The sequence below is a fragment of the Streptomyces sp. HD genome (assembly GCF_028369295.1).
Lineage (GTDB): Bacteria > Actinomycetota > Actinomycetes > Streptomycetales > Streptomycetaceae > Streptomyces.
Genome location: NZ_JAQMYP010000002.1, coordinates 227,959 through 248,411, shown reverse-complemented (window position 1 = coordinate 248,411; position 20,453 = coordinate 227,959). Strand labels below are relative to the sequence as shown.

Sequence of the window (20,453 nt, the reverse complement as noted above, 5' to 3'; positions counted from 1 at the left end):
GGCATCACCGGGAGGAACGTCCAGCGGCGAGATCGCGTCAGATCCAGCTGAGACGCCAGAGGCGGAAGACACCGGTGCCGTCCGACAGATACTGACCGCCCCCGACGTCCTCACTGGTGACGACGTACTCCTTGGCCTGCCACAGCGGGATCACCGGGACGTCGCGAGCCACGGCCTCCTGCACCGAACGGAAGTCCCGGGTGGCCTCGCCGCGGTCGGCGTACTGCTGGCTGGCCGTGATCAGCTGGTCGACGGTCTTGTTGCTGTAGCCGGTGTTCATGGTGGCGTCGGTTCCGATGAGCGGGCCGCCGTAGGTGTCCGGGTCGGGGAAGTCGGCGACCCAGCCGACGGCGTACGCGTCCAGCCGGCCGCTCGCCCAGCGCTTCTGGAAGTCGGTCCACTCGTAGCCCTTGGCCGTCACCTCGAACAGGCCGCCCGCCTCCAACTGCCGCTTGAGCTCGGCGGCTTCCTCGGCGCTCGCGGCACCGCGGCCGGTGGCGTAGCCGTAGGTGAAGCGGACGGGCAGGCTGACGCCGGCCTCGGTGAGCAGGGTGCGCGCCTTGGCGGTGCTGAGCTCGGGATAGGTGTCGAAGAACGACGTCGTATGGCCGGTGATGCCGGTCGGGATCAGCGAATACAGCGGGTCGACGGTGCCCTTGTACACGGTGGCCGCCAGCCTCCCGCGGTCGACCAGCCAGGCCATGGCCTGGCGGACCCGGACGTCGTGCAGGGGCGAGTCCTGGCGGGTGTCGAGGTACAGGTTGCGGATCTCGGAGCTGTCCGCCTCGGAGACACGCTGGCCCGGGTCGGCGGCGTTCAGGCCGGCGAGGACCTCGGGCGGCAGCGTGCGGGTGGCGACGTCGACCCGCTTCGCCTTCCAGGCCTGGTCGAGCGCGTCCGCGTCGGCGTAATAGCGCAGTTCGACGGGGCGGCCGGTGCCGCCGAGGGCGCCCTGGTAGCGCGAGTTGGGGGCGAGGACCGCCTGCTTCTCCTTCGTGTACTCGGTCAGGGTGTACGGGCCGGTGCCGTCGACACCGTTGTCGGTGCGCAGACCGTCGGCCGGATACTTGTCACGGTCGACGATGGAGCCCGCCCCGGTGGCCACCTTGAGCGGGAACGTGGCGTCGGGCGACGACAGATGGAAGGTGACCGTACGGCCGCTCGTGGTCACCGAGCCGAGCGTGTCCAGCAGCGAGGACGGGCCGACATCCGACTTGATCCGCTTGACCCGGTCGAACGAGTACTTGACGTCCTGCGCGGTCATGACGCGCCCGCTCGGGAACGTGAGGCCGTCGCGCAGTTCGCAGCGGTAGGTGCTCAGTTCGGTGCCGACGAACACGCAATTCCGGGCCGCGTCCGGGACGGGTGTGCTGCCGCCCGGCTCGAAGGTCAGCAGTGACTGGAAGACGTTGTTGAACAACGCCCAGGATCCCGCGTCATAGGCGCCGGCCGGATCGAGTGACGTCACCGCGTCCGTCGTACCGACCGTGATGGTCCTGCCCTGGTCGTCCTGCGACGGCAACAACTGCCAGCCGCCCACAGCGACGGCCGCCAGGACAAGCAGTGTCGCAAGAATCCGCATGCGAACCGAACGCATGGGTGCCCTCTCCCCAGGCCCTCGAAGGGCCCCCGCATGAGCAATGGAATTCGCCACTCCCCTTTAGTGGCGCGCACACCTAATCACACCGGTTTCACCACGGGGAAGGGGATTCTGGTGACATGGGAAAGAACTTACCTACAGGCGTTTCCAGCGGATTTCACAGGCAATTCACAGACTGTCCGCCGGCATTCCGGGACCCTGCGCAGTCAGGCCTGACGGGACGCCAGCTCGATCACCGTGATGTCCGACGGAGCGCCCACGCGCGTGGGCGGGCCCCAGGCGCCCGCGCCCCGGCTCACATACAACTGGGTGTCGCCGTAACGCTCCAGGCCGGCCAGGGTCGGATTCGCCAGTTCCGCTATGAGGTTGCCGGGCCAGAGCTGGCCGCCGTGGGTGTGACCGGAGAGCTGGAGGTCGACACCGTGGTCGACGGCGTCGTGGATCTGGACGGGCTGATGGGCGAGGAGCACGCACGCACGTGCCGTGTCCCGGTCGCCGAGGGCCTGGGCGAAGTCGGGGCCCTGGCCCTCGCTCTCGCCCGCGACGTCGTTGACACCGGCCAGGTCGAAGTGGGGCAGCTCGGTACGGGCGTTCTCCAGCGGGCGCAGGCCCAGTCGGCGTACCTCCTCGACCCACTGCCCGGCGCCCGAGAAGTACTCGTGGTTGCCGGTCACGAAGAACGTGCCGTGCCGGGCCCGGAGTTGGGCCAGCGGGGCCGCCGCCGGGCCGAGGTCCTGCACGCTGCCGTCCACCAGGTCGCCGACGACCGCGATGAGGTCGGGCTGGGTGCCGTTGATCGTGTCGACGACCTTCTGGGCGAAGCCCCGGCCGAGCACCGGGCCCAGGTGGACGTCGCTGACGACCGCGATCCGGTAACCGTGCGCCGCGCGCGGGAGCTTGGCCAGCGGGACGGTGACCCGCTTCACCTTCGGACCGCGCAGCACGCCGTACGTGCCGTAGCCGACGGTACCGACGGCGGCCGTGGCGACGGCACCGGCGACGACTCTGGAGACGAAGAGACGGCGGCTGGGGGTGGTGGGGGTCGAGGGTGATTCGGTCGTGGGGGTGGCGGTCGTGGAGGTGGCGGTCGCGGGGGTCGGCGCCGGGTCCGGGGCGGCCGTATGCGTCGGAGCCGGGGCGGAGGACGAGGCGAGCGGCTGCTTCTCGGCCGTCTCTGTGGCCGCCGTCACTCCCGCGGGCACCGGCTTCTGCTCCGGCCCCGGCGCCCGTACGACCTCCTCCGCGCGTGCCCGCCGTTCGAGCCGGCGCCGCAGCAGTGGCCGTACGACCTCACCGGCCAGCACGCCCAGCAGCAGGTATATCGACAGGGCCAGCCACAGGAAGCCCGGCCAGGCCAGGACCTGCTGGAGCCAGAACGGCGCGCCCGTGCGCTCGGCGACCAGGGCGCCCACCGTCAGCGCCCATCCACCGGCGATCACCACCACACCCGCGCGGCGCACGAACCCGGGACCGCGGGTCGTGTCGCGGAACAGACGGCGCCACAGCCACCAGTTGCCCGCCACCAGGACGGACAGCACGAGCAGCGCGACAAGCGCGAAGACGATGACCACGCCGACGTTCCCTTTCCGTTGTGTGACGAGTGAACGCCTGAGGTCCTGGCCGAGTTCCTATGACGTCCGGCGCAGTGCGCGCACTCCGCGCAACCCGATGACGCCGACGACCGTCCCCAATACGAAGGAGACGACGGCGAGCATCAGGTGCACCCAGAAGTAGGCCGTCGGGTGCCCGTCGTCGAAGGCGAGCCCACTGCTGTCCTTGATCAGGTTTTTGACGAAAGTGACCCAGATGACCCAGCTCCACACCCCGAAGGCGAGCAGGAACCAGGAGACGGGGCGGCTGAGCTTCATGAGTTCAGTATCACCGGCTGCTGTCCGGCCCTCCGAGCGGGGTGGGGACAGAAGCGCGACTTCCATGGCCACGGCATGTACGTTCTCCGTCGTGCCCGCACCCAAGAAGACCGCCAGGCGAACCCTGCTGGTCACCTCCGCCGTCGTCTCGTCCCTCGCGCTGACCGCGCCCGTCTCCCACGCGGCCCCCAAGCCGTCACCGAGTACGAGCCCGTCGGCCACTCCCCCGGCGAACATGTCGACCGTGGGCGGCGAGCGACTGGGGCAGCCCGGTACCCAGGCGAATCTCGCGAGCGGCGTCCCCGTGCTGCCCAAGGACGTGACCGCCCGCTCCTGGATCGTCGCCGACGCCGAGTCCGGTGATGTGCTCGCCGCGCACAACGCGCACTGGCGGCTGGCCCCCGCCAGCACCATGAAGATGCTGTTCGCCGACACGGTGCTGCCGAAGTTCCCGAAGAGCGTGGAGCGCAAGGTCGTCCCGTCCGACCTGGCGGACATCGGGTCCGGTTCCAGCATGGTCGGGATAAAGGAGGGCGAGACGTACTCCGTCCACGACCTCTGGCTCGGGGTGTTCCTGCGCTCCGGCAACGACGCCGTGCATGTGCTGTCCAAGATGAACGGCGGAATCGACAAGACCGTCAAGGAGATGAACGAGCACGCCGAGGAGCTGCAGGCCCTCGACACGCACGCGGTGTCCCCCGACGGTTACGACGCTCCGCACCAGGTCTCGTCGGCGTACGACCTGACCCTGATCGCCCGCTCCGGGCTGCAGAAGAAGGACTTCCGCGAGTACTGCTCGACGGTCACCGCCAAGTTCCCGGGCGAGACCAAGAAGAGCAAGAAGGGCAAGTCAGTCCGCGAGTCGTTCGAGATCCAGAACACCAACAGGCTGCTGGCCGGCGACAGCGACATCCCCGTCTACCAGGGCATCGCGGGCGTCAAGAACGGCAACACCACCAACGCCGGCGCCACCTTCACCGGTGTGGCGGAGCGGAACGGCAAGGTGCTGCTCGTCACGGTCATGAACCCGGAGAAGAGCGAGCACAACGAGGTCTACAAGGAGACCTCCAAGCTCTTCGACTGGGGCTTCAAGGCGGCCGGCAAGGTGCAGCCGGTGGGTGAGCTGGTGCCGCCGAAGAGCGCGGCGCAGTCCAGCGCCCAGCCGGGTGCGAACGACTCCGGGGAGGCCGGTGGCTCCGGTGACGGGTCCTCGAAGTCGGCGGTGGGCGCCTCGGCGGCGAACGGCTCCGGCGGCATCGGGATCGCACTCGGGATCACCGGCGGGGTGCTGGTGCTGCTCGCGGGAGGTGCGTTCCTGATCAACCGCCGGTGGCCGCTGCCCGACCTGGTGCGCCGCCGGGGTCGTTCCTGACACCGGGTCGCCCGGACTCCTTCGTCGGGCCCGCCGGTTCCTCGGACTCGGCGGGCTCGGCTGACTCGGTCGAGTCGGCCGAGTCGGCCGAGTCGGTCGGCTCGGCGGAGGAGCCCTCGGATTCGTCGCCGAGTTCGGTCTCCTTGCTCTGCGTCGCCGTCCAGGCCGCGCAGAACACGACCAGCTTCGCGGTGAAGTTGATCCACAGCAGCAGGGCGACCGGCACGCCGAACGCGCCGTACATGCTCTTCGTGGCGACGCCCTGCATATAGCTGCTGAGCAGTAGTTTCAGCAGTTCGAAGCCGATCGCGCCGATCAGCGCGGCCACCAGCAGCCGGCGGCGCGGCGGTTCCACTCCGGGCAGCAGGGTCAGGACGTACAGCAGGAGCAGGAAGTCGGCGAGTACGGCGACCAGGAACGCGGCGATCTGCAGCAGCACGCCGCCCCAGCCGCCCTCGTCGATGCCCATCTGCCGGGTGATCCAGCCGACCAGGGAGGACGCGACCGTGGAGGCCGCGATCGTCACCAGGACGGCGCCGCCGAAGCCGACCAGGACGCCCGTGTCCTTGGCCTTGCGCAGGACGGGGTTCTCCTCCTCGTCCGGCAGTTCCCACACCGCGCGCAGGCACTCGCGCATGTTGCCGACCCAGCTGATGCCGGTGAACAGCAGGACGGCGCCGGCGATGAGACCGACGGTGCCGGCGTTCTGGACCAGGTCGTCGATGTTGAGCTGGTCGGAGATGCCGGGCACCTGGTCGGCGAGCTTGTCCTCCAGTCTGTCCTGCTGATCCTGGCTGAGTGTCGCGGCGGCGACCGCGGCGGCCAGCGTCAGCAGCGGGAAGAGTGCGACGAAGCTGATGAACGTCATCGCGGCGGCCAGCCGTGTCCACTTCACGCGGTCCATACGCTCGTACGAACGCCACGCGTGCGTGGTCATCAACCAGGCCACCACGGGCCCGACGCCGGGAAGTTTCTTCAGCCAGTCCATGATCCGACTCTGCCCTCCGTCCGGAAGACCAACGTCCGAGTGCCCCAAAACCTCAGGACAGTAGCCAGTGCCATACCAATACCCGCTCCGGAGACGGTGTCCGCACGCTGGGACGTGAATCCGAGGCAGTAGTGACTCACGGTGAGACACAGCAGCTGTACGGCCGCTCCGGCGATGTTCACCGCGACGAACACGGCGTAGGGGCGCACGCCCGTCGGGTGGGCGTGGCGGTAGGTGCCGAGGGCGTTGCCGACGTAGGCGACGGTGCAGCCGGCGACGAAGGAGAGGGCCTTGGCGGTGAGGGGGCCGAGGGCGACGGGGCCGCGCAGGAAGGTGAAGAGGGCGAGGTCGACGGCGTAGGCGAGGAGGCCGACGGTGGCGAAGCCGAGGAGTTCGCGGCGGGTGGTGCTCGGGCCCGCCCTCTCCCGCGCGGGTGCGTCTTCCCGTTCCGGCGACCACGCGCGTGTACGTGACGGTTCGCTTGGGTCGGCCCACGCGCGCGTGCCTACCAATCGGCCACCGCCAGCCCGTACATCGCCAGCCACACCACCCCGATGAGGGCGAGCGCGCGGTCCCGCAGGACGACGTCCTCGGGTTCGCCGGCCGTACCGCGGTCGGCGAAGACGGCGTAGCGCAGGATCGCGAGGATGAAGGCGACCATGGACAGCTGCCGCCAGGGCAGCACGCCGGTGTGCGGGACGCCGCCCTCCTCCATGGCCCACAGGCAGTACCCGAGGACGGCGACGCCGGCCGCCAGCTGCCAGACGAAGCGCAGGTAGCCGGTGGTGTACTCGGTGAGCAGCGCGCGCGTGGCGCCCGCTTTCCCGGCCATCTGCACGGCCTCGGAGTAGCGCTTGGCCGACACCATGAACAGCGCCCCGAACCCGGTCGTGATCAGGAACCAGCGCGACAGGGGGATGCCCAGCGCGAGCCCGCCGACCATCGCCCGCATCAGGAACCCGGTCGTGACGACGGCGAGGTCGACGACCAGGACGTGCTTGAGGCTGACGCAGTACGCCAGTTGCATGCCGATGTACGCCGTGAGCAGGACGGCGACGGCGGGCGAGGTCAGCCAGGCCGCGGCGGCCGGCGCGAGGACGGCGAGGGCGCCTCCCACGGCGTAGGCGACGGGCACGGGGACCTGTCCGGCGGCGACCGGGCGGTGGCGCTTGGTGGGGTGTGCGCGGTCGGCCTCGGCATCGCGGGCGTCGTTGATCAGGTAGACGGCGGCAGCGCAGGCCGTGAACAGGGCGAAGACGAGGGCGAGTTGGATCAGGGCGTGGGTCGAGAAGAGCCGGCCCGCGGCGGCCGGGGCGGCGATGACCAGGACGTTCTTGATCCATTGTTTGGGGCGTGCGGTCTTCAGGAGGCCTCTCGGCAGGGCGCGGAGGCCGCGGCTGCGGGGCGGCGGTGCGGACTGGCGGGGGCGCGTGCGCTGCTCGTGGAGCGCCGCCTGTCTGGTGCGTGCGTCACCCGTGAGGGGCGCGGTCTCAGGCATGGGTGCCCCCTCTCCTCATCCAGCCCGCTCCGAGGCATGCGGCGAGCACCCCCAGGGCGGCGCCGGCCGCCACGTCCGAGGGGTAGTGCACGCCGACGACCAGGCGTGACGCGCACATCGCGGCGGCGAGCGGCGGGATCGCGTACGCGCCGAGAGCGCCGTAGGAGACGGCGGCCGCCGCGGCGGAGGTCGCGTGGGAGCTGGGGAAGGAGTGCCGACCGACGGTGCGCACGAGGGGCTCGACATGCGCCGGGCGTGGACGCCGCACCACCCTTTTCACCCCCATGCTGACGAGGTGCGCGCCCGCGGTGAGCGCCGTACCGCGCAACCAGGCGCCGCGCCGCCCACCGTCCACGACGGCCCCCGCCAGGCCCGCCGCCAGCCACAGCACACCGTGCTCACCCGCCCGGGAGAGGACTCGCGCGGCGGAGGCGACGCGGGGGTCACGGCCACGGGCATGGAACGCCGAAAGGATTCGGCAGTCCGCGCGCCCGAGGCTTCCGGGGTCCGTGTCCGGCCGGCTTCGGTGGTCCGCGTCGACGAGGTGATCCATGTGGACTCACTGTTCACGCCGAGGACGCGAGAATTACGGCAATATTGAACGACATCCCATTAATCACCCATTTTGGGGAGAGATGGAATGTTTCAGAACTAATCGATCGCAAATGGACGCTACGGTCGCCGACATGCCTGCCGAGACCGTCTCCTCAGTCACGGGATGGGGCCGCACAGCCCCCACCACCGCCCGTCTGATCCGCCCACGGACGTACGAGGAGGCCGCGACCGCCGTCCGGGACTGCGGAGCCCGCGGGGGCATCCCGAGGGGCCTGGGACGGGCGTACGGGGACGCGGCGCAGAACGCCGGGGGCACGGTGTTCGACATGACCGGCCTGGACCGCATCCACGCGATCGACGCCGACGGCGGCACCGTGCTGTGCGACGCGGGTGTCTCACTGCACCGGCTGATGGAGGTCCTGCTGCCGCTCGGCTGGTTCGTGCCGGTGACGCCCGGCACCCGCTATGTCACGGTCGGCGGCGCGATCGGCGCCGACATCCACGGCAAGAACCACCATGTCTCGGGCGCCTTCTCCCGCCATGTCCTCTCCCTGGAGCTCCTGACCGCCGACGGCGCGATCCGCACCGTCCGCCGCGGTACGCCGCTGTTCGACGCGACCACCGGCGGCATGGGGCTGACCGGCGTGATCCTGACCGCGACGGTCCAGCTCCAGCCGGTCGAGACCTCGCTGATGACGGTCGACACGGAACGCGCGCGGGACCTCGACGACCTGATGGCCCGCCTGGTCGCCACCGACGACCACTACCGCTACTCGGTCGCGTGGATCGACCTGCTGGCACGCGGCGCGGCCATGGGACGCGCCGTCCTCACACGCGGCGACCACGCCCCCCTGGACGCGCTGCGCGACGGCACGCGCGCGCGTAGAGACCCGCTCGCCTTCCGCCCCGCCCGCCTCCCCGCCGCGCCCGCCCGCCTCCCGGAAGGGCTGCTGAGCCGCCGTACCGTGGGCTGGTTCAACGAGCTCTGGTACCGCAGGGCGCCACGCGCGCGTACCGGCGAACTGCAGAAACTCGCCAGTTTCTTCCACCCGCTGGACGGCGTGCCCCACTGGAACCGGATCTACGGCCGGGGCGGCCTCGTGCAGTACCAGTTCGTCGTCGGACGCGGCCAGGAGGACACCCTGCGGCGGATCGTGCGGCGCGTCTGCGAGCACCGGTGCCCGTCCTTCCTCGCCGTCCTCAAGCGCTTCGGGGACGCCGACCCCGGCTGGCTCTCCTTCCCCGTGTCCGGCTGGACGCTCGCCCTGGACATCCCGGCCGGCCTGCCAGGCCTCGCCGCACTCCTCGACGAGCTGGACGAGGAGGTGGCCACGGCCGGCGGGCGCGTCTACCTCGCCAAGGACGCCCGGCTGCGGCCCGAGCTGCTCGCCTCGATGTACCCGCGCGTGGACGACTTCCGCGCGCTGCGCGCCGAGCTGGACCCGCACGGGGTGTTCGTGTCGGACCTGGCCCGCCGCCTCCGCCTCTAGGGGGAAGCCCCCCAGCACCCGCCCTCAGATCTCCCGCACTCCCAGACCCCTAGGAGCTGTCGTGAAGGACGCCTTCGGCATCCCCCAGTCCCTGCTCGTCCTCGGCGGTACGTCCGAGATCGCGCTGGCCACCACACGCCGTCTGATCGCGCGCCGTACCCGCACGGTCTGGCTGGCGGGCCGCCCGTCGCCCGCGCTGGAACAGGCCGCGGCCGACCTGCGGGGCCTCGGCGCGGACGTACGCACGGTGGCCTTCGACGCGCTGGACCCCGAGTCCCACGAGCCGGTGCTCGGCAAGGTCTTCGCGGAGGGCGACGTCGACATGGTCCTGCTGGCCTTCGGAGTCCTCGGCGACCAGGCACGCGACGAGCGCGAGCCGCTCAGCGCCGTGCGGGTCGCCCAGACCAACTACACGGGCGCCGTCTCGGCGGCCCTGGTCAGCGCGAGCGCCCTCCAGTCCCAGGGCCACGGCTCACTCGTCGTCCTCTCCTCCGTCGCCGGCGAGCGGGCCCGCCGCGCCAACTTCATCTACGGCTCCAGCAAGGCCGGCCTCGACACCTTCTGCCAGGGCCTGGGCGACGCCCTGCACGGCACCGGCGTCCACGTGATGGTCGTACGCCCCGGATTCGTCCGCTCGAAGATGACCGCGGGCCTGGAGGAGACCCCCCTCGCGACCACACCGGAAGCTGTGGCGACAGCGATCGAACTGGGCCTGCGCCGCCGCTCGGAGACGGTGTGGGTACCGGGCGCCCTCAGGCTGGTGATGTCAGCACTACGGCACGCTCCGCGGGCGCTGTTTCGTCGCTTGCCGCTCTAGGTGTGCCGTTCGGGCAGGGGGTTCTGCGGCGGCCCAAGGGGCGCGGGGCTCTATTGATATGCGGCTCCGCCGCGCGGGCGCGACCAGCCACAACGCACCCGCGGCCGACCGACGACCCCACGCGGCACCCCCGCCCGGCTCAACCGGCGGAGCTGGCCCGCTCCACATGCCCCGCCTGCGGCGGCACCATCGAGCTGCCGAAGGCGAAGTCCCTGAGCTTGCGCCACACGCCGTCGGCGCCCTGTTCGTAGAGGGCGAAGCCGGTGCAGGGCCAGCCGGCCTCGTAGTCGGCGAGTTCCTCGAAGGCGCGGTCCATCGACTCCTCGTCGATGCCGTGGGCGACCGTGACATGCGGGTGGTACGGGAACTGCAGTTCGCGCGCCACGGGCCCGGAGGCGTCGCGGACCTGCTTCTGCAGCCAGGTGCAGGCCTCGGCGCCCTCGACGACCTGGACGAAGACGACCGGCGAAAGGGGCCGGAAGGTGCCGGTGCCGGACAGTCGCATCGGGAAGGGGCGGCCGGCCGACGCGACCTCGACAAGATGCGCCTCGATCGCGGGCAGCAGCGAGGAGTCGACCTCTGTCGGCGGCAGCAGCGTGACATGCGTGGGGATGCCGTGAGCAGCGGCGTCGCCGAAGCCCGCGCGCCGCTCCTGGAGCAGGCTGCCGTGAGGCTCCGGGACCGCGATCGACACACCGATCGTTACGGTCCCCACGTCGTCTCCTGTCGTCTGTCGGTGAGCTCGCCCGTCGCGAGAAGCTCGTCCTGTTGTGAGCTCATGCCCTGTTGGTGAGCGTGAGTGGCCACTGATGCGGCCATTCGGCTATCGACTGTACGGCCACGGCTGTGCTGCGGGCAGGCGCAACCGTAGTGATGTGCAGCGCTGTGCGGTGGTACGGCCGTGTTCCGGCCGTGTGCCGTGGCGCGGACTCAGTGCTTGGCGGGCAGGAAGCCCACCCTGTCGTACGCCTGGGAGAGCGTCTCCGCGGCGACGGCGCGCGCCTTCTCCGCGCCCTTGGCCAGGATCGAGTCCAGCGTCTCGGGGTCGTCCAGATACTGCTGGGTACGCTCCCGGAAGGGCGTCACGAACTCGACCATGACCTCGGCGAGGTCCGTCTTGAGCGCACCGTAGCCCTTGCCCTCGTACCTCTGCTCCAGTTCCGCGATTCCCGTCCCCGTGAGGGTCGAGTAGATGGTGAGCAGGTTGCTGACGCCCGGCTTGTTCTCGGCGTCGTAGCGGATGACGGTGTCGGTGTCGGTGACCGCGCTCTTGACCTTCTTGGCGGTGGCCTTGGGCTCGTCTAGCAGGTTGATGAGGCCCTTCGGCGTGGACGCCGACTTGCTCATCTTGATCGCCGGGTCCTGAAGGTCGTAGATCTTCGCCGTCTCCTTGAGGATGTACGGCTTCGGGACGGTGAAGGTCTGGCCGAAACGGCCGTTGAAGCGCTCGGCGAGGTCACGGGTGAGCTCGATGTGCTGGCGCTGGTCCTCGCCGACCGGGACCTCGTTGGCCTGGTACAGCAGGATGTCCGCGACCTGCAGGATCGGGTAGGTGAACAGGCCGACCGAGGCCCGGTCCGCGCCCTGCTTGGCGGACTTGTCCTTGAACTGGGTCATACGGGAGGCCTCGCCGAAGCCGGTGAGGCAGTTCATGACCCAGGCGAGCTGGGCGTGCTCGGGGACGTGGCTCTGGACGAAGAGCGTGCAGCGCTCGGGGTCGAGACCGGCAGCGAGGAGCTGCGCGGCGGCGAGCCGAGTGTTGGAGCGCAGCTCGGCCGGGTCCTGCGGGACCGTGATCGCGTGCAGGTCGACGACCATGTAGAACGCGTCGTGGGACTCCTGCAGGGCCACCCACTGGCGGACGGCGCCGAGGTAGTTGCCGAGGTGGAACGAGCCTGCGGTGGGCTGGATTCCGGAGAGCACGCGGGGACGATCAGAGGCCATGTTCACCATTCTCTCAGGTGCGGGGGGCCGATCCGGAACTGGTCGGAAACAGATGGGAACCGATCCGTCTTCCGCGGTGTAACAAGAGTGTGAGGACGCGGGAGGGGGGCCGCATCGTCGATGAGGCCGCGGTGATCGCACGCGTACGCGCCGGGGAGCCGGAGGCGTACGCGCAGCTGGTGCGGGCCCATACGGGCATCGCGCTCAGGGCGGCCGCGGCGCTCGGGGCGGGTGCGGACGCGGAGGACGTGGTGCAGCAGGCCTTCGTCAAGGCGTACTGCTCGCTGGGCCGGTTCAACGACGGCTCGGCGTTCAAGCCATGGCTGCTGGCGATCGTCGCCAATGAGACGAGGAACACAGTGCGCACGGCGGCCCGCCAGCGCACGCTCGCCGGCCGTGAGGCGGCGTTCGCGGAGGCGGAGCCACTGATACCGGAATCGGCCGACCCTGCGGTCGCCGCGCTGGAGATAGAGCGCCGCGCCGCACTGCAGGCCGCCTTGGAGAAGCTGAGCGAGGAGCATCGCCTGGTCGTCACCTACCGCTATCTCCTGGAGATGGACGAGTCCGAGACGGCCCAGGCCCTGGGCTGGCCCCGGGGCACCGTGAAATCCCGGCTGAACCGCGCGCTGCGGAAGCTGGGGCGCTTGCTGCCGGATTTTCAGCCTCGGGAAGGGGGTGATGAGCATGAGTGACGGAAGGACGCCGTACGACGGTGACGGACGGCAGGCGTACGAGCGGGAGGGCGCCGGTGATCGCAGGCGGAGCCCGGAGGCCGCGCGGCTGCCGGAGGAGCTGAGGGCGCTCGGGCGGTCGCTGGACGCGCCGGGCGCGGCGGACGGCGCCGAGACGATGGTCGAGCGGGTGCTCGGGCAGATACTCGCGGAGCAGGTGCCGGTTCCGGTGGCCGAGCCGCCGGGGGCCGCCGAGCGGCTGCGGGCGGTGCGGCGCTGGACACGGCTGCGGTGGCGGTCGCTGACAGCGGCCCTGTGCGGCCTGCTGACAGTGCTCGTGCTCACGCCCCCGGTGCGGGCGGCGGTCTTCGACTGGTTCGGCTTCGCCGGGGTCGAGGTGCGGTACGACCCGTCGGCGGTGCCTTCGCCCGGCGCCGAGGTCCCGGGCTGCGGCCGGTCGACGTCGCTCGCGCAGGCGGAGCGCCGGGCCGGCTTCGAGGCCCTGGTACCCCGGCAGCTCGGGGCCCCGGGCACGGCTGTGGTGGCCGGTGAGCCGCGAGGGCGCTTCCTGGTGAGCCTGTGCTGGCGCGAGGACGGGCGCACGATACGGCTGGACGAGCGCCGGGCGAGCCTGGACATCAGTTTCGCCAAGACGGTGCGCGAACAGCCGGAATGGATCTCCCTGGACACGAACACCTCGGAGGGCGGCTCAGCCGACACGGCCCTGTGGTTCGCCCGGCCGCACCTGCTCACCTACTGGCTGGTGGATGGGAGCGGGGAGCGCTACACGCGCGAGGAGCGCACAGCCGGGCCCACGCTGCTGTGGATGCACCGGGCCGGGGGCGAGGCCGTGACGCTGCGGCTGGAAGGGGTCGCGTCGAAGGAGCGGGCGGTGGAGATCGCGCGATCCCTCGGGTAGCCGTCCGAGCCGCCTCGACATGACCGGTCCGGACATGGCCGGTCTGAAATGGCCGGTCTGAAATGGCCGGTCGGGAAATGGCCGGTCGGGACATGGTCGGTCGGGACATGGTCGGTCGGGACATGGTCGATCTGAAATGGCCGGTCCGGACATCGCCAGTCGGGGAGCCGTCGAAAACCGCCCCGCGGCCTCCGAGCAGCCAGCGGAAAAAGGTGGTCCGGGAGTGGGAACCCAGGCGGGTCGGGCGGTGTACCAGAAGTGAGATGCGGCTCGGGACGGGCCGCACGGGGATCGCTCTGCTTGGGGGTTGGAATGTTCCGACATGGGGTCGGTGGCTTGGGAGACCGGCTGCGAGCGCAGGACGTCGGCTGCTCGGGAGATGGCTCGCCCGAGCGCAGGGGCGGCTGGAAGGTGCGGTGCCGTGAACTCACGGCGCTGACCGGGGCGTTGGGGGCGGCGTTCGCCTTGCTGCTGTGGGGCGCCGCGTCCCCCGCGTCGGCCGGCGGACCGACGAGCGTGCTCCTGGTCTCACCGGAGAGCAGGGAGACGGCCGCGCTGTACTACTCGGACAAGGAGTACGACGAGCTGGCGCGACTGCTCGGCTCACCGGGCAGCGGCACACGTGACAAGCCGCCCGAGGCCGATCTGACGGCATCCCGGCAGATCAACATCACCTGGATGGTCCATGACGTGACGCCCTGGCGCCTCGACCAGGTCTACTCGGCCCACAAGGGACAGGGCGTCTGGATACACACGGCAGCGAAGCTGGACAGCACGACGAACGGCATCTGGCACCGCGCCGATCACCCGACTCGGCTGCGCGCCCTACTCACGAAGCTGGACCTGATGGGCAAGGCTTCGGGCGAGGACGGCGCGGCGGTCTCCCCGCCGTCGGCGTCGCGGGAATCCGGGACGGACGAGGCGGCCGAGGCTGCCCCGGCCCAGGCGGGGTCGGCGGCGGGGCGGGACTCGGGATCGGCCTCGGAATCGGGTGGCGGAACCGACTGGTGGTGGTCCCTGCCCGGCGCCGCGGCGGGAGCGGTGCTGGCGCTGGTGCTGCGCCCCTTCCTCACACGGCTGCCACTGGACCGACGGCGGGGCGAGCCGGGGCCGCATCAGGAGCTGCGTGACATATGAGGGCCGGCCTGGGTGGAAAGCTGCGGCTCACACTGCTCATGGCGGTGTCGACGGCACTGGCCCTGTGGGGCACGGCGACAACCGCCGCGGCCCCCCGGCGCAGGTGCGGGACGTCCCCGACGTGGCGATGGTCGTGACCGGCGTGGGCGGCACGCTGTTGATACGCCGCGCGGCGGCCCGGCAGGAAGCCGGACCGCCGCGGGAGGAGCCACGACAGGGGTTGATCGACCTGGACCTGTGAGGCCCTCGGCGACCGTGCTGGGCGTCAGCCCAGGTCGATCTCCGGGTACAGCGGGAAGCCGGCCACGAGGTCGGTGGCGCGGTGGGAGATCTCGTCCGCGATCTTCGGGTCGAGGACGTGAGCGGCCTTGGACGGGCCGCCCGACTTGGTCGTGCCCGGCTCGGTGGTGGTGAGGACACGGTCGATGAGGGCGGCGACCTCGTCCATCTCGGCGGTGCCCAGGCCGCGGGTGGTCAGGGCGGGGGTGCCGATGCGGATTCCGGAGGTGTACCAGGCGCCGTTGGGGTCGGCGGGGATGGCGTTGCGGTTGGTCACGATGCCGGAGTCAAGGAGCGCGGCCTCGGCCTGGCGGCCGGTGAGGCCGTAGGAGGAGGCGACGTCGATCAGGTTCAGGTGGTTGTCGGTGCCGCCGGTCACCAGGGTCGCGCCCCGGCGCATCAGGCCCTCGGCCAGTGCGCGGGAGTTGTCGACGATGCGCTGGGCGTAGTCCTGGAAGGACGGCTGACGGGCCTCCGCGAGGGCGACGGCCTTGGCGGCCATGACGTGCGGGAGCGGGCCGCCGAGGACCATCGGGCAGCCGCGGTCGACCTGGTCCTTGAGGGAGTCGTCGCACAGGACCATGCCGCCGCGCGGGCCGCGCAGCGACTTGTGGGTGGTGGTGGTGACGATCTGGGCGTGCGGGACCGGGTCGAAGTCGCCGGTGAGGACCTTGCCGGCGACGAGACCCGCGAAGTGGGCCATGTCGACCATGAGCGTGGCGCCGACCTCGTCGGCGATCTCGCGCATGATCCGGAAGTTCACGAGACGGGGGTAGGCGGAGTAGCCGGCGACGATGATGAGCGGCTTGAACTCGCGGGCCGAGGCGCGCAGGGCGTCGTAGTCGATCAGGCCCGTGGCGGGGTCGGTGCCGTAGGAGCGCTGGTCGAACATCTTGCCGGAGATGTTCGGGCGGAAGCCGTGGGTGAGGTGGCCGCCGGCGTCCAGGGACATGCCGAGCATGCGCTGGTTGCCGAAGGCCTGGCGGAGCTCGGCCCACTCGGCCTCTGAGAGGTCGTTGACCTGGCGGGCGCCGGCCTTCTCCAGGGCGGGGGCCTCGACGCGGGAGGCGAGGACGGCCCAGAAGGCGACGAGGTTGGCGTCGATGCCGGAGTGCGGCTGGACGTAGGCGTGGCGGGCGCCGAAGAGCTCCTTGGCGTGTTCGGCGGCGAGGGACTCGACGGTGTCGACGTTGCGGCAGCCGGCGTAGAAGCGGCGGCCGACGGTGCCCTCGGCGTACTTGTCGCTGAACCAGTTGCCCATCGCCAGGAGGGTGGCCGGGGAGGCGTAGTTCTCGGAGGCGATCAGTTTGAGCATCTCGCGCTGGTCGGCGAGCTCCTGGCCGATGGCATCGGCCACGCGCGGCTCGACGGCGCGGATCACGTCGAGGGCGGAACGGAAGGCGGTGGACTCGGTGGAGAGGGGCTCGGCGGGCATGGGGACCTCCGGACGTCGTGTGCAGCGATCACGGTACGGCCCAGGCGCACGGCACTCGATGCTGGACAACTGGGTCCAGTGGGCCGCTCCCCGATGGTCGGTCCCATCCCAGCGCGCCAGTCACGGCCCGTCGATCAGCCTACCGGGCGGGCCGGCGAGGCATGGCCCCGCGTCCATCATGCGAGCAACGATAGGAAGGAGCCGCAAAACACTCGTAAGGCCGGAAATGGACAGTGGCCACGAGCCTCGTGAGGGGCGGAACGCGAGCTCTCGTGGTGGCGGAAACGGAGAGCCCCGTGAGTACGTCGAGCACCACCGAATCCCTGATCGCCGCGGTCGACGCGCACAGCGCGCACACCTATCACCCGTTGCCGGTCGTGATGGCGACGGCGGACGGGGCCTGGATGACGGATGTGGAGGGGCGGCGGTATCTGGATCTGCTGGCCGGGTATTCGGCGCTCAATTTCGGGCACGGCAACCGGCGCATCGTGGAGGCGGCGAAGGCGCAGCTGGAGCGGGTGACTCTGACGTCGCGGGCATTTCATCACGACCGGTTCGCGGCGTTCTGCGAGCAGCTCGCCGAGCTGTGCGGCATGGAGATGGTGCTGCCGATGAACACCGGGGCGGAGGCGGTGGAGACGGCGGTGAAGACCGCCCGGAAGTGGGGGTACCGGGTCAAGGGCGTGCCTGCGGAGATGGCGAAGATCGTGGTCGCGGCGAACAACTTCCACGGCCGTACGACGACGATCATCAGCTTCTCCACCGACCCGGAGGCGCGGGCGGACTTCGGGCCGTACACGCCGGGCTTCGAGATCGTGCCGTACGGGGATCTGACGGCGATGCGGGAGGCGTTGACGGAGAACACCGTGGCCGTGCTGCTGGAGCCGATCCAGGGCGAGGCGGGGGTTCTCGTTCCGCCGCCCGGCTATCTGCCGACGGTGCGGGAGCTGACGCGGGAGCGGGACGTGCTGTTCATCGCGGACGAGATCCAGTCGGGGCTGGGGCGCACGGGGCGTACGTTCGCGTGCGAGCACGAGGGCGTGGTGCCGGACATGTACGTCCTGGGCAAGGCGCTCGGGGGCGGGATCGTGCCGGTGTCGGCGGTGGTGTCCAGCGCGGCGGTGCTCGGGGTGTTCCGGCCCGGGGAGCACGGGTCGACCTTCGGTGGGAATCCGCTGGCCTGTGCGGTGGCGCTGGAGGTGATGGCGATGCTGCGGACGGGCGAGTTCCAGGCGCGGGCGGCCGAGTTGGGTGCGCATCTGCACCGGGAGCTGGGCCTGTTGACCGGGACGGGGCGGGTGACGGCGGTGCGAGGGCGCGGGCTGTGGGCGGGGGTCGACATCGCCCGGGCGTACGGCACCGGGCGGGAGGTGTCCGAGCGGTTGTTGGACCGGGGTGTGCTGGTGAAGGACACCCTCCCCCACAGCCTCAGGGGCGCGGGCGGTACCCCCATGGCGACGATCCGGATCGCGCCGCCCCTGGTGATCGCGAAGGAGGATCTGGACTGGGGGCTCGCCCAGTTGCGGGCCGTGCTCGGGATGTGAGTCGGCCGGGTGCGGGCGCCGGCGGCTTCAGCTGGGCCCGGTGTGGTCGAGGATCGCGGCGGCGAGGGGCTTGTGGATCTCGGGCGGGAGCGCGTGGCCCATGCCGGGGATCTCGACGAGATGGGCGCCGTGGATGACCTGGGCCAGGTGGTGGGCGTGCGGGAGGGGGTAGACGGGTTCGGCGGGGGCTGAGATGACGAGGGTGGGGACCGTGTTCCGGGCGAGTTGTTCGGTGCGGAGCATGCCGGACTGGTCGGCGCGGCCGTGGGCGTCGCCGGGGCGGTGATGGCCGGTGTGTTCGATGACCTTGCGGTCGAGGGCGCGGAAGTAGTCGGCGTCGAAGGGGAGTTGGCCGCCGGACAGGAGCCGCCAGTGAGCGACGCGCCGGTCCAGTTCCGCCTCCCGGCCCTGGTCGGTCCACGGCTCGGACCACAGTTCCATGATGCGGGGGTCGATGCCGGGGAAGTCCCCGGGTGGGGTGCGGGTGCCGTCCGGGTGGCAGTACGGAGTGTCGCTGAGGGCGCCCGTACCGATGAGGGTCGCGCTCAGCAGGCGGTCGGGGTGGTCGGTCATCAGGAGCTGGGTGAGCATGCCGCCCAGCGACATGCCGACGACGTGGGCGCGTGTGACGCCGAGCGCGTCCAGGACCGCGAGGGCGTCGTCGGCGAGGGCGGTGAGGGGGTAGGGGTGGTCGTCGTAGGCCCAGGTGGAGCGGCCGGTGTCGCGGTGGTCGTAACGGATGACGCGGTGCCGGGTGGCGAGGAGGGAGACGAGTTCGTCGGGCCAGCCGAGGCCGGAGGCCTGTGCGCCCATGATCAGGAGGAGGGGAGGTGCGTCGGAGGCTCCTTGGTCTTCTGCCCAGAGGCGGATGCCGGGGGCCGTGTCGAGGTCGATGAGGTGGTCCATGGCGCTCCCTGTGGTGTGCCGCTGATGGGGTGCCCCGGATGGTGCGCTGCGGACGGATGGCTTCGATCGCAGACGCACGAGGCGAGCCTCCACCCGCGAAGGCGAGACGAGACGGATCGTATCGCTTTGTGGGCGGGGTGGCCACAGGGTTTCCCGAGTCGGCCCGGAGTCGGTCCCGAGCCGGTCCCGAGTCGGGTGGCAGCGGCGCTACAGGATCACGTGGGGCAGGAAGCGGGCGTACTCGTCCGTGATCAGGCCGGACGACTCGCGGATGCCGAGGCCCGCCGACTCGTCCTCGACAACCCAGGCGCCGAGGACGACGTGGTTGCCGTCGAAGGTGGGGAGAGGAGCCAACTGCTGGTAGCAGCAGGGCTCTTCGCGTACGACGGGTTCGGCGCCCTTCTCGTGGATGGTCACGCCCGCGCCCTCGCGGCCCAGCAGGGGCTTGGCGACCCAGCCCGTCGTGCCCGCCAGTTCCCTGGGGCCGTCGAGGTGGGCGGGAAGGAGGTTCGGGTGGTCCGGGTAGAGCTCCCAGAGGATGGCGAGGAGGGCCTTGTTGCTGAGGAGCATCTTCCAGGCGGGCTCGATCCACAGGGTGGTGCCGGTGCCGCCGCCGTTGTCGAGGGTGTCGAGGACGTGGCCGGCGAAGCGGTCGGTGGTGAGCCACTCCCAGGGGTAGAGCTTGAAGCAGCTGCGGATGAAACGGAGTCGGGTGTCGACGAAGCGGCCGGAGAGGTGGTCCCAGCCGATCTCCTCCATGGAGACCCAGCCGGTGTCCAGGCCCGCCTGTTCCGCGGTCTCCTTGAGGTAGGCGACGGTCATCATGTCCTCGCCGAGTTCGTCGGCCGAGGAGTACGCGAAATGGAGCGGGGCACCGGGCGGGAGCAGGGCGGACTGTTTCTTCCAGGCGGCGATGAGGCGTTCGTGGAGGGAGTTCCACTGGTCAGCGCCGGGGAAGCGCTCCTCCATCCAGAACCACTGGGGGCTCGCGGCCTCGACCAGTGAGGTGGGGGTATCGGCGTTGTACTCCAGGAGTTTCGCCGGGCCGGTGCCGTCGTAGCGCAGGTCGAAGCGGCCGTAGACGGAGGGGAGTTCGGCGCGGCGGCGCCAGGCCTCGGTGACCGCGGCCACGATGCGCGGGTCGGTGATGCCGAGGTCGGCGAAGCGGTTCTCGGCGACGATGTGCTCGGCCGCCGTCAGGCACATGGCGTGGAGTTCCTCGACGACCTCCTCCAGTGCCTCGACCTCCGGGAGCGAGAAGACGTAGTACGCGCTCTCGTCCCAGTACGGGTGCAGGGAGTTGTCGGGGTGGCGGGTGAGGGGGTAGATGAGCCCCTGCTCCTCGACGGTCTGCTGCCAGCCGGGGCGGGGATCTGTCGTGCGGCGTTCCATTTCGTACGTGCCCTGCCCTGCCTGCTCGACCTGATCTG

20 protein-coding genes and 1 riboswitch are annotated in these 20,453 nt (G+C 70.8%); of the genes, 8 read left to right on the top strand and 12 right to left on the bottom strand.

Translation table 11 applies throughout. From position 1 onward, the window contains the following. Positions 1 to 37: 37 nt before the first annotated feature. From POF73_RS02990 to POF73_RS02980, 3 genes are all read right to left on the bottom strand, one after another. Positions 38 to 1,597, bottom strand: a complete 1,560-nt coding sequence (locus POF73_RS02990) for an ABC transporter substrate-binding protein (protein ID WP_272112812.1) — start codon at positions 1,595 to 1,597, stop codon at positions 38 to 40. 209 nt (positions 1,598 to 1,806) lie between these two features. Then, positions 1,807 to 3,171, bottom strand: a complete 1,365-nt coding sequence (locus tag POF73_RS02985) for a metallophosphoesterase (protein WP_272112811.1) — start codon at positions 3,169 to 3,171, stop codon at positions 1,807 to 1,809. Positions 3,172 to 3,228: 57 nt separating this feature from the next. Then, complete coding sequence (locus tag POF73_RS02980; RefSeq protein ID WP_272112810.1) at positions 3,229 to 3,468, bottom strand: SCO4848 family membrane protein; 240 nt, start codon at positions 3,466 to 3,468, stop codon at positions 3,229 to 3,231. A 91-nt stretch (positions 3,469 to 3,559) separates the two neighbouring features. Between POF73_RS02980 and POF73_RS02975 the strand changes: the two genes are divergently transcribed. After that, positions 3,560 to 4,840 carry a D-alanyl-D-alanine carboxypeptidase family protein gene (locus tag POF73_RS02975; protein WP_334313573.1) on the top strand — a complete coding sequence of 427 codons (1,281 nt, stop codon included), beginning with the start codon at positions 3,560 to 3,562 and terminating at the stop codon, positions 4,838 to 4,840. On the opposite strand, the gene POF73_RS02970 is transcribed toward POF73_RS02975, so the two are convergent. The 4 genes from POF73_RS02970 to POF73_RS02955 are packed head-to-tail and all read right to left on the bottom strand — an operon-like array spanning position 4,788 to position 7,879. Continuing rightward, on the bottom strand, positions 4,788 to 5,828 hold the full coding sequence (locus POF73_RS02970) for a YihY/virulence factor BrkB family protein (protein ID WP_272112808.1): 1,041 nt from the start codon (positions 5,826 to 5,828) through the stop codon (positions 4,788 to 4,790). The genes POF73_RS02975 and POF73_RS02970 overlap by 53 nt on opposite strands. Beyond that, positions 5,816 to 6,340, bottom strand: coding sequence for a GtrA family protein (locus POF73_RS02965; protein WP_272112807.1), 525 nt, complete (start codon positions 6,338 to 6,340; stop codon positions 5,816 to 5,818). Before POF73_RS02965 ends, POF73_RS02970 begins: the two co-directional genes overlap by 13 nt. Continuing rightward, positions 6,334 to 7,326 (bottom strand): decaprenyl-phosphate phosphoribosyltransferase, encoded by a 993-nt coding sequence (locus tag POF73_RS02960; RefSeq protein ID WP_272112806.1) that lies wholly within the window; start codon positions 7,324 to 7,326, stop codon positions 6,334 to 6,336. Before POF73_RS02960 ends, POF73_RS02965 begins: the two co-directional genes overlap by 7 nt. Then, positions 7,319 to 7,879, bottom strand: a complete 561-nt coding sequence (locus POF73_RS02955; RefSeq protein ID WP_272112805.1) for a phosphatase PAP2 family protein — start codon at positions 7,877 to 7,879, stop codon at positions 7,319 to 7,321. Before POF73_RS02955 ends, POF73_RS02960 begins: the two co-directional genes overlap by 8 nt. A gap of 133 nt (positions 7,880 to 8,012) precedes the next feature. Between POF73_RS02955 and POF73_RS02950 the strand changes: the two genes are divergently transcribed. Both POF73_RS02950 and POF73_RS02945 read left to right on the top strand, forming a co-directional pair. Next, the gene (locus POF73_RS02950) at positions 8,013 to 9,371 is read left to right on the top strand and encodes an FAD-binding protein (protein ID WP_272112804.1); all 1,359 of its coding nucleotides are present in this window, start codon (positions 8,013 to 8,015) and stop codon (positions 9,369 to 9,371) included. 61 nt (positions 9,372 to 9,432) lie between these two features. Then, a complete protein-coding gene (locus tag POF73_RS02945; RefSeq protein WP_272112803.1) occupies positions 9,433 to 10,188 on the top strand; it encodes a decaprenylphospho-beta-D-erythro-pentofuranosid-2-ulose 2-reductase in 756 nt (251 codons plus the stop codon). A gap of 139 nt (positions 10,189 to 10,327) precedes the next feature. Here POF73_RS02945 and POF73_RS02940 read toward each other — a convergent pair whose 3' ends face one another. Together POF73_RS02940 and trpS are read right to left on the bottom strand one after the other, a co-directional pair. Continuing rightward, positions 10,328 to 10,903, bottom strand: coding sequence for a 2'-5' RNA ligase family protein (locus POF73_RS02940; RefSeq protein ID WP_272112802.1), 576 nt, complete (start codon positions 10,901 to 10,903; stop codon positions 10,328 to 10,330). Positions 10,904 to 11,118: 215 nt separating this feature from the next. Then, a complete protein-coding gene (gene trpS / locus POF73_RS02935; protein ID WP_272112801.1) occupies positions 11,119 to 12,132 on the bottom strand; it encodes a tryptophan--tRNA ligase in 1,014 nt (337 codons plus the stop codon). Positions 12,133 to 12,221: 89 nt separating this feature from the next. Here trpS and POF73_RS02930 point away from each other — a divergent pair, with 89 nt between their 5' ends. From POF73_RS02930 to POF73_RS02915, 4 genes are all read left to right on the top strand, one after another. Further along, a complete protein-coding gene (locus POF73_RS02930; RefSeq protein ID WP_443049398.1) occupies positions 12,222 to 12,824 on the top strand; it encodes an RNA polymerase sigma factor in 603 nt (200 codons plus the stop codon). Further along, positions 12,811 to 13,722: a hypothetical protein gene (locus POF73_RS02925; RefSeq protein ID WP_272112798.1), complete on the top strand. Its 912-nt coding sequence runs from the start codon at positions 12,811 to 12,813 to the stop codon at positions 13,720 to 13,722. Before POF73_RS02930 ends, POF73_RS02925 begins: the two co-directional genes overlap by 14 nt. Before the next feature lie 336 nt (positions 13,723 to 14,058). Beyond that, the gene (locus POF73_RS02920; protein ID WP_272112797.1) at positions 14,059 to 14,859 is read left to right on the top strand and encodes a hypothetical protein; all 801 of its coding nucleotides are present in this window, start codon (positions 14,059 to 14,061) and stop codon (positions 14,857 to 14,859) included. Positions 14,860 to 14,923: 64 nt separating this feature from the next. After that, positions 14,924 to 15,100 carry a hypothetical protein gene (locus tag POF73_RS02915; protein ID WP_272112921.1) on the top strand — a complete coding sequence of 59 codons (177 nt, stop codon included), beginning with the start codon at positions 14,924 to 14,926 and terminating at the stop codon, positions 15,098 to 15,100. Between the two features lie 24 nt (positions 15,101 to 15,124). Here POF73_RS02915 and POF73_RS02910 read toward each other — a convergent pair whose 3' ends face one another. Further along, a complete protein-coding gene (locus tag POF73_RS02910) occupies positions 15,125 to 16,573 on the bottom strand; it encodes a glycine hydroxymethyltransferase (RefSeq protein ID WP_272112796.1) in 1,449 nt (482 codons plus the stop codon). A 31-nt stretch (positions 16,574 to 16,604) separates the two neighbouring features. Next, positions 16,605 to 16,707: riboswitch (ZMP/ZTP riboswitch) on the bottom strand. A gap of 162 nt (positions 16,708 to 16,869) precedes the next feature. Between POF73_RS02910 and rocD the strand changes: the two genes are divergently transcribed. After that, positions 16,870 to 18,117, top strand: a complete 1,248-nt coding sequence (gene rocD, locus POF73_RS02905) for an ornithine--oxo-acid transaminase (RefSeq protein ID WP_272112795.1) — start codon at positions 16,870 to 16,872, stop codon at positions 18,115 to 18,117. A 27-nt stretch (positions 18,118 to 18,144) separates the two neighbouring features. On the opposite strand, the gene POF73_RS02900 is transcribed toward rocD, so the two are convergent. Next, positions 18,145 to 19,023: an alpha/beta fold hydrolase gene (locus POF73_RS02900; protein ID WP_272112794.1), complete on the bottom strand. Its 879-nt coding sequence runs from the start codon at positions 19,021 to 19,023 to the stop codon at positions 18,145 to 18,147. 207 nt (positions 19,024 to 19,230) lie between these two features. After that, the gene (locus POF73_RS02895) at positions 19,231 to 20,415 is read right to left on the bottom strand and encodes a glutathionylspermidine synthase family protein (RefSeq protein ID WP_272112793.1); all 1,185 of its coding nucleotides are present in this window, start codon (positions 20,413 to 20,415) and stop codon (positions 19,231 to 19,233) included. Positions 20,416 to 20,453 lie beyond the last annotated feature (38 nt).